Source organism: Shewanella sp. ISS20 (genome assembly GCF_056522965.1).
This window is the reverse complement of sequence record NZ_JAWRZK010000001.1, coordinates 3,277,335-3,296,608: the sequence shown is the minus strand read 5'-3', so window position 1 is coordinate 3,296,608 and position 19,274 is coordinate 3,277,335. Positions and strand designations below refer to the sequence as shown.

General features: G+C 49.5%; 1 protein-coding gene and 9 rRNA genes. All 10 read right to left on the bottom strand.

The genetic code is table 11. The annotated features are described in order from the left end of the window. Positions 1–90 precede the first annotated feature (90 nt). Positions 91–975 (bottom strand): LysR family transcriptional regulator, encoded by an 885-nt coding sequence (locus AC1HDP_RS14940; RefSeq protein WP_479639344.1) that lies wholly within the window; start codon positions 973–975, stop codon positions 91–93. 633 nt (positions 976–1,608) lie between these two features. Then, a 5S ribosomal RNA gene (gene rrf, locus AC1HDP_RS14935) occupies positions 1,609–1,724 on the bottom strand. Between the two features lie 100 nt (positions 1,725–1,824). Continuing rightward, positions 1,825–4,717: ribosomal RNA gene (locus tag AC1HDP_RS14930) — 23S ribosomal RNA — on the bottom strand. A 300-nt stretch (positions 4,718–5,017) separates the two neighbouring features. Continuing rightward, a 16S ribosomal RNA gene (locus AC1HDP_RS14925) occupies positions 5,018–6,564 on the bottom strand. A gap of 1,034 nt (positions 6,565–7,598) precedes the next feature. Further along, positions 7,599–7,714, bottom strand: a 5S ribosomal RNA gene (rrf, locus tag AC1HDP_RS14920). A gap of 100 nt (positions 7,715–7,814) precedes the next feature. Next, a 23S ribosomal RNA gene (locus AC1HDP_RS14915) occupies positions 7,815–10,707 on the bottom strand. 300 nt (positions 10,708–11,007) lie between these two features. Then, positions 11,008–12,554: ribosomal RNA gene (locus tag AC1HDP_RS14910) — 16S ribosomal RNA — on the bottom strand. Between the two features lie 1,034 nt (positions 12,555–13,588). Beyond that, a 5S ribosomal RNA gene (rrf, locus tag AC1HDP_RS14905) occupies positions 13,589–13,704 on the bottom strand. Positions 13,705–13,804: 100 nt separating this feature from the next. Beyond that, a 23S ribosomal RNA gene (locus tag AC1HDP_RS14900) occupies positions 13,805–16,697 on the bottom strand. A gap of 300 nt (positions 16,698–16,997) precedes the next feature. Beyond that, positions 16,998–18,544: ribosomal RNA gene (locus tag AC1HDP_RS14895) — 16S ribosomal RNA — on the bottom strand. Together the 16S, 23S and 5S rRNA genes form the textbook arrangement of a ribosomal RNA operon. Positions 18,545–19,274: the final 730 nt, after the last annotated feature.

Sequence of the window (19,274 nt, the reverse complement as noted above, 5' to 3'; positions counted from 1 at the left end):
GTGGTTATGCAATAGCTGCTAGCTGATACCTCAATCATTAGCCGCTAAGTTTTAAGTTCTAGGTATTAAGTTCTAGGTATGAGCGCCAATTTAGCCATTTAACTGATTATGCTGCTTAAAAGTGTTTATCACCTGACGGCCAATCTCGCACAGCGTAAAGCCACTGCGCCAACAGAGTTCCACTTTGCGCGCAATCGCTGTCAGCTCAAAGTCACAACTGAGCTCTACCAGTTGACCGCTAGTAATCAACGCCGCCACACTGTCTGCCGGCAAAGAGGCAAAACCCTTATTGTGTTTAAGCATGGCAATCAGTGACGAGATATCAGCAAATACACAGTAACTTGGGCTAAAGCCATCGTTGTCATCATCCTTCACCCGCCCCCACACCAGCTCGCGATATTCACTTAAATCATTGCTGTTAATGGCTCGGGTCACAGCCAGCCTTGCTAGCGGATGGTCATGATGACACACTAAAATTTCTTGATAATGGCCTAGGCGGCAATACTCAAAATGCTTATGGTGCAAGGTCACTGACTCATGGCTGATAACAACATCCACATAACCATCTCTTAAATCTTGCTCCAGCTTAGTTTTATCATCGCGATACACTTCAACGCTTAATGGCGCGATACCGAGCACTAACGCCAGTGGCTCGGTAAACACCCTATCAGGAATATAGTTTTCAACGCCAATAGTGAGTAAAGTCGGTTCACCTTGCGCCAACATAGCCGCGCTGCACACAAACTTATCCATCTGACTGAAGGTGTGCGTTAAGTGCGGCAATAAGCGCTGGCCATCGTTACTCAAGCTCGTTTTATTGCCAGTGCGATCAAAAAAACTGATCCCAAGATCAATTTCCAGATCTGAAATCCATTGGCTCACCTGCGACTGCTTCTTACCGAGCTTACGCCCCGCCGCCGAAATCGAGCCAGTTTCTATGGATAACAACAAAGCTTTTAAGTGAAGTGCATTCATCGGAAAATACTCAAAATAACAGCCGCTCAGACAGTCTAATTTTTATCGAAGCCATTGATTAATAAGTACCATATCAGAGTGGCAGTGGTTGTTATAGCAATTCACAACAACCACTTACCTTACGCCGAATATTGATAATCCACACCCATGGCTTAATTGCCAAAGACGACACCGAGTCCCATTGAGGCAACCTTAATCAGTTGTTGTAAATCACTTAAACGAGGCATGGATGCCGAATTGGCCGTTAAATAGGGATATTATTCAGCAGGGGGCGTTGCAAGACGAAGGCCAACGGCCACTCTTAGCGCAAGAAAGGGATCTCGAGCTGGCCGTTAAATAGGGATGTTGCTGGCTAGCCTTCCACCCCCTTCTAGCCCAGCGCAGGGTAGAACCCTGCGACCTTATCTCAAACGAAGTTTGAACTTATTTATCAAAATAATCAGCTAAACACCTTTTAGAAATACTAAATAATTCATTTTTAGCTCTTAGCTAGCCTATCCCAACAGTTCCTAACCTTTCCCTTAATTAACCTTCTGCTGCCATCTTTTGCATCGATAAATGCAAAAAAAAACTAACGAAAAAAGCCCGTTGCATGGCAACGGGCTTTATCGACTCTCTTCCGAGAAATTAGGCGCCTGGAGATGACCTACTCTCGCATGGGGAAACCCCACACTACCATCGGCGCGACTGCGTTTCACTTCTGAGTTCGGAATGGGATCAGGTGGTGCCACAGTGCTATGGTCTCCAGACAAATTTGGAAATTCAGAAAGCTAATTATTGAGTACTCAATCTTCAATCAAGTATTTTTCGATTCTTTCAGGCTTGTTCAGTAAAACCCATCTGGGTTGTATGGTTAAGCCTCTCGGGTCATTAGTACAAGTTAGCTCAACGCCTCACAACGCTTACACACCTTGCCTATCAACGTCCTAGTCTCGGACGGCCCTTCAGAGGACTTATAGTCCTAGGGATGACTCATCTTGGGGCTCGCTTCCCGCTTAGATGCTTTCAGCGGTTATCGATTCCGAACGTAGCTACCGGGCAATGCCATTGGCATGACAACCCGAACACCAGCGGTTCGTCCACTCCGGTCCTCTCGTACTAGGAGCAGCTCCCCTCAATCATCCAACGCCCACGGCAGATAGGGACCGAACTGTCTCACGACGTTCTGAACCCAGCTCGCGTACCACTTTAAATGGCGAACAGCCATACCCTTGGGACCGACTTCAGCCCCAGGATGTGATGAGCCGACATCGAGGTGCCAAACACCGCCGTCGATATGAACTCTTGGGCGGTATCAGCCTGTTATCCCCGGAGTACCTTTTATCCGTTGAGCGATGGCCCTTCCATTCAGAACCACCGGATCACTATGACCTACTTTCGTACCTGCTCGACGTGTCTGTCTCGCAGTTAAGCTGGCTTATGCCATTGCACTAACCGTACGATGTCCGACCGTACTTAGCCAACCTTCGTGCTCCTCCGTTACTCTTTGGGAGGAGACCGCCCCAGTCAAACTACCCACCAGGCACTGTCCCTAATCCCGATAAGGGACCTAGGTTAGAACATCAAAACTACAAGGGTGGTATTTCAAGGACGACTCCACACAAACTAGCGTTCATGCTTCAAAGTCTCCCACCTATCCTACACATGTAGGTTCAATGTTCAGTGCCAAGCTATAGTAAAGGTTCACGGGGTCTTTCCGTCTAGCCGCGGGTATACGGCATCTTCACCGCAATTTCAACTTCACTGAGTCTCGGCTGGAGACAGCGTGGCCATCATTACGCCATTCGTGCAGGTCGGAACTTACCCGACAAGGAATTTCGCTACCTTAGGACCGTTATAGTTACGGCCGCCGTTTACCGGGGCTTCGATCATGAGCTTCTCCGAAGATAACCCAATCAATTAACCTTCCGGCACCGGGCAGGCGTCACACCGTATACTTCATCTTGCGATTTTGCACAGTGCTGTGTTTTTGATAAACAGTTGCAGCCACCTGGTATCTGCGACTCCCGCTAGCTTAGAGAGCAAGTCTCATCACCGGCAGGAGCGTACCTTCTCCCGAAGTTACGGTACCATTTTGCCTAGTTCCTTCAGCCGAGTTCTCTCAAGCGCCTTGGTATTCTCTACCCGACCACCTGTGTCGGTTTGGGGTACGATTCCTGCTAACCTGAAGCTTAGAAGATTTTCCTGGAAGCATGGCATCAACTACTTCAGTCCCGTAGGACCTCGTCATCAGCTCTCAGCGTATGTATTCCCGGATTTGCCTAAGAATACCGCCTACCACCTTAAACGCGGACTACCAACGCCGCGCTAGCCTAGCCTTCTCCGTCTCTCCATCGCAGTTAGCACAAGTACGGGAATATTAACCCGTTTCCCATCGACTACGCCTTTCGGCCTCGCCTTAGGGGTCGACTCACCCTGCCCCGATTAACGTTGGACAGGAACCCTTGGTCTTCCGGCGAGGGGGTTTTTCACCCCCTTTATCGTTACTCATGTCAGCATTCGCACTTCTGATACCTCCAGCGTGGGTTACCCCTTCACCTTCAACGGCTTACAGAACGCTCCTCTACCGCGCATCTCTAATGAAATGCACCCGTAGCTTCGGTGACTAGCTTAGCCCCGTTACATCTTCCGCGCAGGCCGACTCGACTAGTGAGCTATTACGCTTTCTTTAAATGATGGCTGCTTCTAAGCCAACATCCTAGCTGTCTAAGCCTTCCCACATCGTTTCCCACTTAGCTAGTACTTTGGGACCTTAGCTGACGGTCTGGGTTGTTTCCCTTTTGACAACGGACGTTAGCACCCGCTGTCTGTCTCCCGCATAGTACTCATTGGTATTCGGAGTTTGCAAAGGGTTGGTAAGTCGGGATGACCCCCTAGCCTTAACAGTGCTCTACCCCCAATGGTATTCGTGCGAGGCGCTACCTAAATAGCTTTCGAGGAGAACCAGATATCTCCCGGTTTGATTGGCCTTTCACCCCCAGCCACAAGTCATCCGCTAATTTTTCAACATTAGTCGGTTCGGTCCTCCAGTTGATGTTACTCAACCTTCAACCTGCCCATGGCTAGATCACCGGGTTTCGGGTCTACACCTAGCAACTAAACGCGCAGTTAACACTCGGTTTCCCTACGGCTCCGCTATTCGCTTAACCTCGCTACTAAATGTAAGTCGCTGACCCATTATACAAAAGGTACGCAGTCACGGTCTCAAGAACCGCTCCCACTGCTTGTACGTATACGGTTTCAGGTTCTATTTCACTCCCCTCACAGGGGTTCTTTTCGCCTTTCCCTCACGGTACTGGTTCACTATCGGTCAGTCAGGAGTATTTAGCCTTGGAGGATGGTCCCCCCATGTTCAGACAACATATCACGTGTGCCGCCTTACTCGTTTTCATCTAAGGTTAGTTTTCATGTACGGGACTATCACCCTGTACCGTTGGACTTTCCAGACCATTCCACTAACACCCCCTAGACTTAAGGGCTAATCCCCGTTCGCTCGCCGCTACTTAGGGAATCTCGGTTGATTTCTTTTCCTCTGGGTACTTAGATGTTTCAGTTCCCCAGGTTCGCCTCATACAGCTATGTATTCACTGTATGATGACCACTTATGTGGCCGGGTTTCCCCATTCGGACATCGTTAGCTCAAATGCTTGTTACTAGCTCGCCAACGCTTTTCGCAAGTTACTACGTCCTTCATCGCCTCTGACTGCCAAGGCATCCACCGTATACGCTTAGTCACTTAACCATACAACCCAAATGAGTTTCACTTGAGCGTATTGCAACTAGCTGGTTTTTACTGTCTCTTGCTTTCGCAAAAGAACGCCTTGATTTACTTCATTTCTGAAGTTAAAGAATATCCAAAACACTTGATTAAAGTATTTTGAGAACTCAATTTTGTATCACCTAATGCTCGCGCATTAAGTTCTACTATCAGCTTTCCAAATTTTTAAAGAACGACACCCCTTCAAAGGAAGGTAATGTTTTGCTCGTCAACAAGACAAGGCAATCTGTGTGAACACTCAACAGTAATGCTAAATCGCATAGGTAAGGAGGTGATCCAGCCCCAGGTTCCCCTAGGGCTACCTTGTTACGACTTCACCCCAGTCATGAACCACACCGTGGTAAACGCCCTCCCCGAAGGGTTAAGCTATCTACTTCTGGTGCAGCCCACTCCCATGGTGTGACGGGCGGTGTGTACAAGGCCCGGGAACGTATTCACCGTGGCATTCTGATCCACGATTACTAGCGATTCCGACTTCATGGAGTCGAGTTGCAGACTCCAATCCGGACTACGATCGGCTTTGTGAGATTAGCTCCACCTCGCGGCTTTGCAACCCTCTGTACCGACCATTGTAGCACGTGTGTAGCCCTACTCGTAAGGGCCATGATGACTTGACGTCGTCCCCACCTTCCTCCGGTTTATCACCGGCAGTCTCCCTAGAGTTCCCACCATTACGTGCTGGCAAATAAGGATAAGGGTTGCGCTCGTTGCGGGACTTAACCCAACATTTCACAACACGAGCTGACGACAGCCATGCAGCACCTGTCTCAGAGTTCCCGAAGGCACTAAGCTATCTCTAGCGAATTCTCTGGATGTCAAGAGTAGGTAAGGTTCTTCGCGTTGCATCGAATTAAACCACATGCTCCACCGCTTGTGCGGGCCCCCGTCAATTCATTTGAGTTTTAACCTTGCGGCCGTACTCCCCAGGCGGTCTACTTAATGCGTTAGCTTGAGAGCCCAGTGTTCAAGACACCAAACTCCGAGTAGACATCGTTTACGGCGTGGACTACCAGGGTATCTAATCCTGTTTGCTCCCCACGCTTTCGTGCATGAGCGTCAGTCTTTGTCCAGGGGGCCGCCTTCGCCACCGGTATTCCTTCAGATCTCTACGCATTTCACCGCTACACCTGAAATTCTACCCCCCTCTACAAGACTCTAGTTTGCCAGTTCAAAATGCAATTCCCAGGTTGAGCCCGGGGCTTTCACATCTCGCTTAACAAACCGCCTGCGCACGCTTTACGCCCAGTAATTCCGATTAACGCTCGGACCCTCCGTATTACCGCGGCTGCTGGCACGGAGTTAGCCGGTCCTTCTTCTGTAGGTAACGTCACAGCTAACGGGTATTAACCGTCAACCTTTCCTCCCTACTGAAAGTGCTTTACAACCCGAAGGCCTTCTTCACACACGCGGCATGGCTGCATCAGGGTTTCCCCCATTGTGCAATATTCCCCACTGCTGCCTCCCGTAGGAGTCTGGGCCGTGTCTCAGTCCCAGTGTGGCTGATCATCCTCTCAGAACAGCTAGGGATCGTCGCCTAGGTGAGCCTTTACCTCACCTACTAGCTAATCCCACCTGGGCTTATCCATCAGCGCAAGGACCCGAAGGCTCCCCTGCTTTCCCCCGTAGGGCGTATGCGGTATTAGCAGTCGTTTCCAACTGTTATCCCCCACAAATGGGCAAATTCCCAGGCATTACTCACCCGTCCGCCGCTCGCCGGCAAAGTAACAAGTTACTTCCCGCTGCCGCTCGACTTGCATGTGTTAGGCCTGCCGCCAGCGTTCAATCTGAGCCATGATCAAACTCTTCAATTAAAGTTTTGTTCGGACCCAAAGGTCCTGCTCAATGAATTCTGTCGATTCGATGATAAATCACCGAATTTGCATGTTATGCGGACATCTTCGTTGAAGTCTCTTGCGAGACGTTTTAAATCGTTGTCGATTTATCAACTACTGTGAATGTCCACACAGATTTGCTTGTCTTCTACTTGTTAAAGAACGTTGCCGCTACGGGCTAGGGATGCGTATTTTACGCATTTCCTGTTGTGCGTCAAGTGTTTTATTCAACAACTTGTCGTCACTACTGAATACCTTAAGTAGTCAGTAAGTCGTCACTATCTACTGCGTTGCCGCACCATCTCGTGTCGATGGGCTGCATTATAGGGAGTGTTCGCTATTGTGCAAGCGCTTTTCGCCATAAAGTGTCATTATTTATTTACACTCAACTTACGACCATGAGGCGCACAGCTTACCCACAGAGTTACCCACTGCACACTCATAAACTCAGTAGGCTAGACCTCGCGACTCTATCGTTCTATCAAGGTTATCCATGACGAACTTCCCCAGTGAAAGGGCTAATCCCTTTATTTTTCGCTAAGCCACCATCATCAAATAGCACCATAATTTACTTATCGTGCAATAAAAGCCGCTAACCAAGCTTTTTTTAACATGACAATCCATCCCTAAAGTAAAGCACAGGGAGCATTACAGCATTATCACCAGCTGAGGAGCAGTATTGACTATGCCTAGAGCCAATCATCGTGCCGAAGATTAAGCTACGGATAACCATCCTTCACTGAGCAGTTAACTTGATTGTTGCAGCTATGGACTTATCCAAGTAATCCATGCTATCGAGACTCAAGCCGCCACACGTTTAAATAAAGAAGGTGCAATGGCTCACCAAGACCTGATTTATTGATAAATACCACTCTTCACAAACCGTAAAGCCAACGATTAAGCTAGCAAGCTCTAGTGTCAGACGTTGTGAACGCAAGTTAATCAAAAATCTAAACGAAAAAAGCCCGTTGCATGGCAACGGGCTTTATCGACTCTCTTCCGAGAAATTAGGCGCCTGGAGATGACCTACTCTCGCATGGGGAAACCCCACACTACCATCGGCGCGACTGCGTTTCACTTCTGAGTTCGGAATGGGATCAGGTGGTGCCACAGTGCTATGGTCTCCAGACAAATTTGGAAATTCAGAAAGCTAATTATTGAGTACTCAATCTTCAATCAAGTATTTTTCGATTCTTTCAGGCTTGTTCAGTAAAACCCATCTGGGTTGTATGGTTAAGCCTCTCGGGTCATTAGTACAAGTTAGCTCAACGCCTCACAACGCTTACACACCTTGCCTATCAACGTCCTAGTCTCGGACGGCCCTTCAGAGGACTTATAGTCCTAGGGATGACTCATCTTGGGGCTCGCTTCCCGCTTAGATGCTTTCAGCGGTTATCGATTCCGAACGTAGCTACCGGGCAATGCCATTGGCATGACAACCCGAACACCAGCGGTTCGTCCACTCCGGTCCTCTCGTACTAGGAGCAGCTCCCCTCAATCATCCAACGCCCACGGCAGATAGGGACCGAACTGTCTCACGACGTTCTGAACCCAGCTCGCGTACCACTTTAAATGGCGAACAGCCATACCCTTGGGACCGACTTCAGCCCCAGGATGTGATGAGCCGACATCGAGGTGCCAAACACCGCCGTCGATATGAACTCTTGGGCGGTATCAGCCTGTTATCCCCGGAGTACCTTTTATCCGTTGAGCGATGGCCCTTCCATTCAGAACCACCGGATCACTATGACCTACTTTCGTACCTGCTCGACGTGTCTGTCTCGCAGTTAAGCTGGCTTATGCCATTGCACTAACCGTACGATGTCCGACCGTACTTAGCCAACCTTCGTGCTCCTCCGTTACTCTTTGGGAGGAGACCGCCCCAGTCAAACTACCCACCAGGCACTGTCCCTAATCCCGATAAGGGACCTAGGTTAGAACATCAAAACTACAAGGGTGGTATTTCAAGGACGACTCCACACAAACTAGCGTTCATGCTTCAAAGTCTCCCACCTATCCTACACATGTAGGTTCAATGTTCAGTGCCAAGCTATAGTAAAGGTTCACGGGGTCTTTCCGTCTAGCCGCGGGTATACGGCATCTTCACCGCAATTTCAACTTCACTGAGTCTCGGCTGGAGACAGCGTGGCCATCATTACGCCATTCGTGCAGGTCGGAACTTACCCGACAAGGAATTTCGCTACCTTAGGACCGTTATAGTTACGGCCGCCGTTTACCGGGGCTTCGATCATGAGCTTCTCCGAAGATAACCCAATCAATTAACCTTCCGGCACCGGGCAGGCGTCACACCGTATACTTCATCTTGCGATTTTGCACAGTGCTGTGTTTTTGATAAACAGTTGCAGCCACCTGGTATCTGCGACTCCCGCTAGCTTAGAGAGCAAGTCTCATCACCGGCAGGAGCGTACCTTCTCCCGAAGTTACGGTACCATTTTGCCTAGTTCCTTCAGCCGAGTTCTCTCAAGCGCCTTGGTATTCTCTACCCGACCACCTGTGTCGGTTTGGGGTACGATTCCTGCTAACCTGAAGCTTAGAAGATTTTCCTGGAAGCATGGCATCAACTACTTCAGTCCCGTAGGACCTCGTCATCAGCTCTCAGCGTATGTATTCCCGGATTTGCCTAAGAATACCGCCTACCACCTTAAACGCGGACTACCAACGCCGCGCTAGCCTAGCCTTCTCCGTCTCTCCATCGCAGTTAGCACAAGTACGGGAATATTAACCCGTTTCCCATCGACTACGCCTTTCGGCCTCGCCTTAGGGGTCGACTCACCCTGCCCCGATTAACGTTGGACAGGAACCCTTGGTCTTCCGGCGAGGGGGTTTTTCACCCCCTTTATCGTTACTCATGTCAGCATTCGCACTTCTGATACCTCCAGCGTGGGTTACCCCTTCACCTTCAACGGCTTACAGAACGCTCCTCTACCGCGCATCTCTAATGAAATGCACCCGTAGCTTCGGTGACTAGCTTAGCCCCGTTACATCTTCCGCGCAGGCCGACTCGACTAGTGAGCTATTACGCTTTCTTTAAATGATGGCTGCTTCTAAGCCAACATCCTAGCTGTCTAAGCCTTCCCACATCGTTTCCCACTTAGCTAGTACTTTGGGACCTTAGCTGACGGTCTGGGTTGTTTCCCTTTTGACAACGGACGTTAGCACCCGCTGTCTGTCTCCCGCATAGTACTCATTGGTATTCGGAGTTTGCAAAGGGTTGGTAAGTCGGGATGACCCCCTAGCCTTAACAGTGCTCTACCCCCAATGGTATTCGTGCGAGGCGCTACCTAAATAGCTTTCGAGGAGAACCAGATATCTCCCGGTTTGATTGGCCTTTCACCCCCAGCCACAAGTCATCCGCTAATTTTTCAACATTAGTCGGTTCGGTCCTCCAGTTGATGTTACTCAACCTTCAACCTGCCCATGGCTAGATCACCGGGTTTCGGGTCTACACCTAGCAACTAAACGCGCAGTTAACACTCGGTTTCCCTACGGCTCCGCTATTCGCTTAACCTCGCTACTAAATGTAAGTCGCTGACCCATTATACAAAAGGTACGCAGTCACGGTCTCAAGAACCGCTCCCACTGCTTGTACGTATACGGTTTCAGGTTCTATTTCACTCCCCTCACAGGGGTTCTTTTCGCCTTTCCCTCACGGTACTGGTTCACTATCGGTCAGTCAGGAGTATTTAGCCTTGGAGGATGGTCCCCCCATGTTCAGACAACATATCACGTGTGCCGCCTTACTCGTTTTCATCTAAGGTTAGTTTTCATGTACGGGACTATCACCCTGTACCGTTGGACTTTCCAGACCATTCCACTAACACCCCCTAGACTTAAGGGCTAATCCCCGTTCGCTCGCCGCTACTTAGGGAATCTCGGTTGATTTCTTTTCCTCTGGGTACTTAGATGTTTCAGTTCCCCAGGTTCGCCTCATACAGCTATGTATTCACTGTATGATGACCACTTATGTGGCCGGGTTTCCCCATTCGGACATCGTTAGCTCAAATGCTTGTTACTAGCTCGCCAACGCTTTTCGCAAGTTACTACGTCCTTCATCGCCTCTGACTGCCAAGGCATCCACCGTATACGCTTAGTCACTTAACCATACAACCCAAATGAGTTTCACTTGAGCGTATTGCAACTAGCTGGTTTTTACTGTCTCTTGCTTTCGCAAAAGAACGCCTTGATTTACTTCATTTCTGAAGTTAAAGAATATCCAAAACACTTGATTAAAGTATTTTGAGAACTCAATTTTGTATCACCTAATGCTCGCGCATTAAGTTCTACTATCAGCTTTCCAAATTTTTAAAGAACGACACCCCTTCAAAGGAAGGTAATGTTTTGCTCGTCAACAAGACAAGGCAATCTGTGTGAACACTCAACAGTAATGCTAAATCGCATAGGTAAGGAGGTGATCCAGCCCCAGGTTCCCCTAGGGCTACCTTGTTACGACTTCACCCCAGTCATGAACCACACCGTGGTAAACGCCCTCCCCGAAGGGTTAAGCTATCTACTTCTGGTGCAGCCCACTCCCATGGTGTGACGGGCGGTGTGTACAAGGCCCGGGAACGTATTCACCGTGGCATTCTGATCCACGATTACTAGCGATTCCGACTTCATGGAGTCGAGTTGCAGACTCCAATCCGGACTACGATCGGCTTTGTGAGATTAGCTCCACCTCGCGGCTTTGCAACCCTCTGTACCGACCATTGTAGCACGTGTGTAGCCCTACTCGTAAGGGCCATGATGACTTGACGTCGTCCCCACCTTCCTCCGGTTTATCACCGGCAGTCTCCCTAGAGTTCCCACCATTACGTGCTGGCAAATAAGGATAAGGGTTGCGCTCGTTGCGGGACTTAACCCAACATTTCACAACACGAGCTGACGACAGCCATGCAGCACCTGTCTCAGAGTTCCCGAAGGCACTAAGCTATCTCTAGCGAATTCTCTGGATGTCAAGAGTAGGTAAGGTTCTTCGCGTTGCATCGAATTAAACCACATGCTCCACCGCTTGTGCGGGCCCCCGTCAATTCATTTGAGTTTTAACCTTGCGGCCGTACTCCCCAGGCGGTCTACTTAATGCGTTAGCTTGAGAGCCCAGTGTTCAAGACACCAAACTCCGAGTAGACATCGTTTACGGCGTGGACTACCAGGGTATCTAATCCTGTTTGCTCCCCACGCTTTCGTGCATGAGCGTCAGTCTTTGTCCAGGGGGCCGCCTTCGCCACCGGTATTCCTTCAGATCTCTACGCATTTCACCGCTACACCTGAAATTCTACCCCCCTCTACAAGACTCTAGTTTGCCAGTTCAAAATGCAATTCCCAGGTTGAGCCCGGGGCTTTCACATCTCGCTTAACAAACCGCCTGCGCACGCTTTACGCCCAGTAATTCCGATTAACGCTCGGACCCTCCGTATTACCGCGGCTGCTGGCACGGAGTTAGCCGGTCCTTCTTCTGTAGGTAACGTCACAGCTAACGGGTATTAACCGTCAACCTTTCCTCCCTACTGAAAGTGCTTTACAACCCGAAGGCCTTCTTCACACACGCGGCATGGCTGCATCAGGGTTTCCCCCATTGTGCAATATTCCCCACTGCTGCCTCCCGTAGGAGTCTGGGCCGTGTCTCAGTCCCAGTGTGGCTGATCATCCTCTCAGAACAGCTAGGGATCGTCGCCTAGGTGAGCCTTTACCTCACCTACTAGCTAATCCCACCTGGGCTTATCCATCAGCGCAAGGACCCGAAGGCTCCCCTGCTTTCCCCCGTAGGGCGTATGCGGTATTAGCAGTCGTTTCCAACTGTTATCCCCCACAAATGGGCAAATTCCCAGGCATTACTCACCCGTCCGCCGCTCGCCGGCAAAGTAACAAGTTACTTCCCGCTGCCGCTCGACTTGCATGTGTTAGGCCTGCCGCCAGCGTTCAATCTGAGCCATGATCAAACTCTTCAATTAAAGTTTTGTTCGGACCCAAAGGTCCTGCTCAATGAATTCTGTCGATTCGATGATAAATCACCGAATTTGCATGTTATGCGGACATCTTCGTTGAAGTCTCTTGCGAGACGTTTTAAATCGTTGTCGATTTATCAACTACTGTGAATGTCCACACAGATTTGCTTGTCTTCTACTTGTTAAAGAACGTTGCCGCTACGGGCTAGGGATGCGTATTTTACGCATTTCCTGTTGTGCGTCAAGTGTTTTATTCAACAACTTGTCGTCACTACTGAATACCTTAAGTAGTCAGTAAGTCGTCACTATCTACTGCGTTGCCGCACCATCTCGTGTCGATGGGCTGCATTATAGGGAGTGTTCGCTATTGTGCAAGCGCTTTTCGCCATAAAGTGTCATTATTTATTTACACTCAACTTACGACCATGAGGCGCACAGCTTACCCACAGAGTTACCCACTGCACACTCATAAACTCAGTAGGCTAGACCTCGCGACTCTATCGTTCTATCAAGGTTATCCATGACGAACTTCCCCAGTGAAAGGGCTAATCCCTTTATTTTTCGCTAAGCCACCATCATCAAATAGCACCATAATTTACTTATCGTGCAATAAAAGCCGCTAACCAAGCTTTTTTTAACATGACAATCCATCCCTAAAGTAAAGCACAGGGAGCATTACAGCATTATCACCAGCTGAGGAGCAGTATTGACTATGCCTAGAGCCAATCATCGTGCCGAAGATTAAGCTACGGATAACCATCCTTCACTGAGCAGTTAACTTGATTGTTGCAGCTATGGACTTATCCAAGTAATCCATGCTATCGAGACTCAAGCCGCCACACGTTTAAATAAAGAAGGTGCAATGGCTCACCAAGACCTGATTTATTGATAAATACCACTCTTCACAAACCGTAAAGCCAACGATTAAGCTAGCAAGCTCTAGTGTCAGACGTTGTGAACGCAAGTTAATCAAAAATCTAAACGAAAAAAGCCCGTTGCATGGCAACGGGCTTTATCGACTCTCTTCCGAGAAATTAGGCGCCTGGAGATGACCTACTCTCGCATGGGGAAACCCCACACTACCATCGGCGCGACTGCGTTTCACTTCTGAGTTCGGAATGGGATCAGGTGGTGCCACAGTGCTATGGTCTCCAGACAAATTTGGAAATTCAGAAAGCTAATTATTGAGTACTCAATCTTCAATCAAGTATTTTTCGATTCTTTCAGGCTTGTTCAGTAAAACCCATCTGGGTTGTATGGTTAAGCCTCTCGGGTCATTAGTACAAGTTAGCTCAACGCCTCACAACGCTTACACACCTTGCCTATCAACGTCCTAGTCTCGGACGGCCCTTCAGAGGACTTATAGTCCTAGGGATGACTCATCTTGGGGCTCGCTTCCCGCTTAGATGCTTTCAGCGGTTATCGATTCCGAACGTAGCTACCGGGCAATGCCATTGGCATGACAACCCGAACACCAGCGGTTCGTCCACTCCGGTCCTCTCGTACTAGGAGCAGCTCCCCTCAATCATCCAACGCCCACGGCAGATAGGGACCGAACTGTCTCACGACGTTCTGAACCCAGCTCGCGTACCACTTTAAATGGCGAACAGCCATACCCTTGGGACCGACTTCAGCCCCAGGATGTGATGAGCCGACATCGAGGTGCCAAACACCGCCGTCGATATGAACTCTTGGGCGGTATCAGCCTGTTATCCCCGGAGTACCTTTTATCCGTTGAGCGATGGCCCTTCCATTCAGAACCACCGGATCACTATGACCTACTTTCGTACCTGCTCGACGTGTCTGTCTCGCAGTTAAGCTGGCTTATGCCATTGCACTAACCGTACGATGTCCGACCGTACTTAGCCAACCTTCGTGCTCCTCCGTTACTCTTTGGGAGGAGACCGCCCCAGTCAAACTACCCACCAGGCACTGTCCCTAATCCCGATAAGGGACCTAGGTTAGAACATCAAAACTACAAGGGTGGTATTTCAAGGACGACTCCACACAAACTAGCGTTCATGCTTCAAAGTCTCCCACCTATCCTACACATGTAGGTTCAATGTTCAGTGCCAAGCTATAGTAAAGGTTCACGGGGTCTTTCCGTCTAGCCGCGGGTATACGGCATCTTCACCGCAATTTCAACTTCACTGAGTCTCGGCTGGAGACAGCGTGGCCATCATTACGCCATTCGTGCAGGTCGGAACTTACCCGACAAGGAATTTCGCTACCTTAGGACCGTTATAGTTACGGCCGCCGTTTACCGGGGCTTCGATCATGAGCTTCTCCGAAGATAACCCAATCAATTAACCTTCCGGCACCGGGCAGGCGTCACACCGTATACTTCATCTTGCGATTTTGCACAGTGCTGTGTTTTTGATAAACAGTTGCAGCCACCTGGTATCTGCGACTCCCGCTAGCTTAGAGAGCAAGTCTCATCACCGGCAGGAGCGTACCTTCTCCCGAAGTTACGGTACCATTTTGCCTAGTTCCTTCAGCCGAGTTCTCTCAAGCGCCTTGGTATTCTCTACCCGACCACCTGTGTCGGTTTGGGGTACGATTCCTGCTAACCTGAAGCTTAGAAGATTTTCCTGGAAGCATGGCATCAACTACTTCAGTCCCGTAGGACCTCGTCATCAGCTCTCAGCGTATGTATTCCCGGATTTGCCTAAGAATACCGCCTACCACCTTAAACGCGGACTACCAACGCCGCGCTAGCCTAGCCTTCTCCGTCTCTCCATCGCAGTTAGCACAAGTACGGGAATATTAACCCGTTTCCCATCGACTACGCCTTTCGGCCTCGCCTTAGGGGTCGACTCACCCTGCCCCGATTAACGTTGGACAGGAACCCTTGGTCTTCCGGCGAGGGGGTTTTTCACCCCCTTTATCGTTACTCATGTCAGCATTCGCACTTCTGATACCTCCAGCGTGGGTTACCCCTTCACCTTCAACGGCTTACAGAACGCTCCTCTACCGCGCATCTCTAATGAAATGCACCCGTAGCTTCGGTGACTAGCTTAGCCCCGTTACATCTTCCGCGCAGGCCGACTCGACTAGTGAGCTATTACGCTTTCTTTAAATGATGGCTGCTTCTAAGCCAACATCCTAGCTGTCTAAGCCTTCCCACATCGTTTCCCACTTAGCTAGTACTTTGGGACCTTAGCTGACGGTCTGGGTTGTTTCCCTTTTGACAACGGACGTTAGCACCCGCTGTCTGTCTCCCGCATAGTACTCATTGGTATTCGGAGTTTGCAAAGGGTTGGTAAGTCGGGATGACCCCCTAGCCTTAACAGTGCTCTACCCCCAATGGTATTCGTGCGAGGCGCTACCTAAATAGCTTTCGAGGAGAACCAGATATCTCCCGGTTTGATTGGCCTTTCACCCCCAGCCACAAGTCATCCGCTAATTTTTCAACATTAGTCGGTTCGGTCCTCCAGTTGATGTTACTCAACCTTCAACCTGCCCATGGCTAGATCACCGGGTTTCGGGTCTACACCTAGCAACTAAACGCGCAGTTAACACTCGGTTTCCCTACGGCTCCGCTATTCGCTTAACCTCGCTACTAAATGTAAGTCGCTGACCCATTATACAAAAGGTACGCAGTCACGGTCTCAAGAACCGCTCCCACTGCTTGTACGTATACGGTTTCAGGTTCTATTTCACTCCCCTCACAGGGGTTCTTTTCGCCTTTCCCTCACGGTACTGGTTCACTATCGGTCAGTCAGGAGTATTTAGCCTTGGAGGATGGTCCCCCCATGTTCAGACAACATATCACGTGTGCCGCCTTACTCGTTTTCATCTAAGGTTAGTTTTCATGTACGGGACTATCACCCTGTACCGTTGGACTTTCCAGACCATTCCACTAACACCCCCTAGACTTAAGGGCTAATCCCCGTTCGCTCGCCGCTACTTAGGGAATCTCGGTTGATTTCTTTTCCTCTGGGTACTTAGATGTTTCAGTTCCCCAGGTTCGCCTCATACAGCTATGTATTCACTGTATGATGACCACTTATGTGGCCGGGTTTCCCCATTCGGACATCGTTAGCTCAAATGCTTGTTACTAGCTCGCCAACGCTTTTCGCAAGTTACTACGTCCTTCATCGCCTCTGACTGCCAAGGCATCCACCGTATACGCTTAGTCACTTAACCATACAACCCAAATGAGTTTCACTTGAGCGTATTGCAACTAGCTGGTTTTTACTGTCTCTTGCTTTCGCAAAAGAACGCATTGATTTACTTCATTTCTGAAGTTAAAGAATATCCAAAACACTTGATTAAAGTATTTTGAGAACTCAATTTTGTATCACCTAATGCTCGCGCATTAAGTTCTACTATCAGCTTTCCAAATTTTTAAAGAACGACACCCCTTCAAAGGAAGGTAATGTTTTGCTCGTCAACAAGACAAGGCAATCTGTGTGAACACTCAACAGTAATGCTAAATCGCATAGGTAAGGAGGTGATCCAGCCCCAGGTTCCCCTAGGGCTACCTTGTTACGACTTCACCCCAGTCATGAACCACACCGTGGTAAACGCCCTCCCCGAAGGGTTAAGCTATCTACTTCTGGTGCAGCCCACTCCCATGGTGTGACGGGCGGTGTGTACAAGGCCCGGGAACGTATTCACCGTGGCATTCTGATCCACGATTACTAGCGATTCCGACTTCATGGAGTCGAGTTGCAGACTCCAATCCGGACTACGATCGGCTTTGTGAGATTAGCTCCACCTCGCGGCTTTGCAACCCTCTGTACCGACCATTGTAGCACGTGTGTAGCCCTACTCGTAAGGGCCATGATGACTTGACGTCGTCCCCACCTTCCTCCGGTTTATCACCGGCAGTCTCCCTAGAGTTCCCACCATTACGTGCTGGCAAATAAGGATAAGGGTTGCGCTCGTTGCGGGACTTAACCCAACATTTCACAACACGAGCTGACGACAGCCATGCAGCACCTGTCTCAGAGTTCCCGAAGGCACTAAGCTATCTCTAGCGAATTCTCTGGATGTCAAGAGTAGGTAAGGTTCTTCGCGTTGCATCGAATTAAACCACATGCTCCACCGCTTGTGCGGGCCCCCGTCAATTCATTTGAGTTTTAACCTTGCGGCCGTACTCCCCAGGCGGTCTACTTAATGCGTTAGCTTGAGAGCCCAGTGTTCAAGACACCAAACTCCGAGTAGACATCGTTTACGGCGTGGACTACCAGGGTATCTAATCCTGTTTGCTCCCCACGCTTTCGTGCATGAGCGTCAGTCTTTGTCCAGGGGGCCGCCTTCGCCACCGGTATTCCTTCAGATCTCTACGCATTTCACCGCTACACCTGAAATTCTACCCCCCTCTACAAGACTCTAGTTTGCCAGTTCAAAATGCAATTCCCAGGTTGAGCCCGGGGCTTTCACATCTCGCTTAACAAACCGCCTGCGCACGCTTTACGCCCAGTAATTCCGATTAACGCTCGGACCCTCCGTATTACCGCGGCTGCTGGCACGGAGTTAGCCGGTCCTTCTTCTGTAGGTAACGTCACAGCTAACGGGTATTAACCGTCAACCTTTCCTCCCTACTGAAAGTGCTTTACAACCCGAAGGCCTTCTTCACACACGCGGCATGGCTGCATCAGGGTTTCCCCCATTGTGCAATATTCCCCACTGCTGCCTCCCGTAGGAGTCTGGGCCGTGTCTCAGTCCCAGTGTGGCTGATCATCCTCTCAGAACAGCTAGGGATCGTCGCCTAGGTGAGCCTTTACCTCACCTACTAGCTAATCCCACCTGGGCTTATCCATCAGCGCAAGGACCCGAAGGCTCCCCTGCTTTCCCCCGTAGGGCGTATGCGGTATTAGCAGTCGTTTCCAACTGTTATCCCCCACAAATGGGCAAATTCCCAGGCATTACTCACCCGTCCGCCGCTCGCCGGCAAAGTAACAAGTTACTTCCCGCTGCCGCTCGACTTGCATGTGTTAGGCCTGCCGCCAGCGTTCAATCTGAGCCATGATCAAACTCTTCAATTAAAGTTTTGTTCGGACCCAAAGGTCCTGCTCAATGAATTCTGTCGATTCGATGATAAATCACCGAATTTGCATGTTATGCGGACATCTTCGTTGAAGTCTCTTGCGAGACGTTTTAAATCGTTGTCGATTTATCAACTACTGTGAATGTCCACACAGATTTGCTTGTCTTCTACTTGTTAAAGAACGTTGCCGCTACGGGCTAGGGATGCGTATTTTACGCATTTCCTGTTGTGCGTCAAGTGTTTTATTCAACAACTTGTCGTCACTACTGAATACCTTAAGTAGTCAGTAAGTCGTCACTATCTACTGCGTTGCCGCACCATCTCGTGTCGATGGGCTGCATTATAGGGAGTGTTCGCTATTGTGCAAGCGCTTTTCGCCATAAAGTGTCATTATTTATTTACACTCAACTTACGACCATGAGGCGCACAGCTTACCCACAGAGTTACCCACTGCACACTCATAAACTCAGTAGGCTAGACCTCGCGACTCTATCGTTCTATCAAGGTTATCCATGACGAACTTCCCCAGTGAAAGGGCTAATCCCTTTATTTTTCGCTAAGCCACCATCATCAAATAGCACCATAATTTACTTATCGTGCAATAAAAGCCGCTAACCAAGCTTTTTTTAACATGACAATCCATCCCTAAAGTAAAGCACAGGGAGCATTACAGCATTATCACCAGCTGAGGAGCAGTATTGACTATGCCTAGAGCCAATCATCGTGCC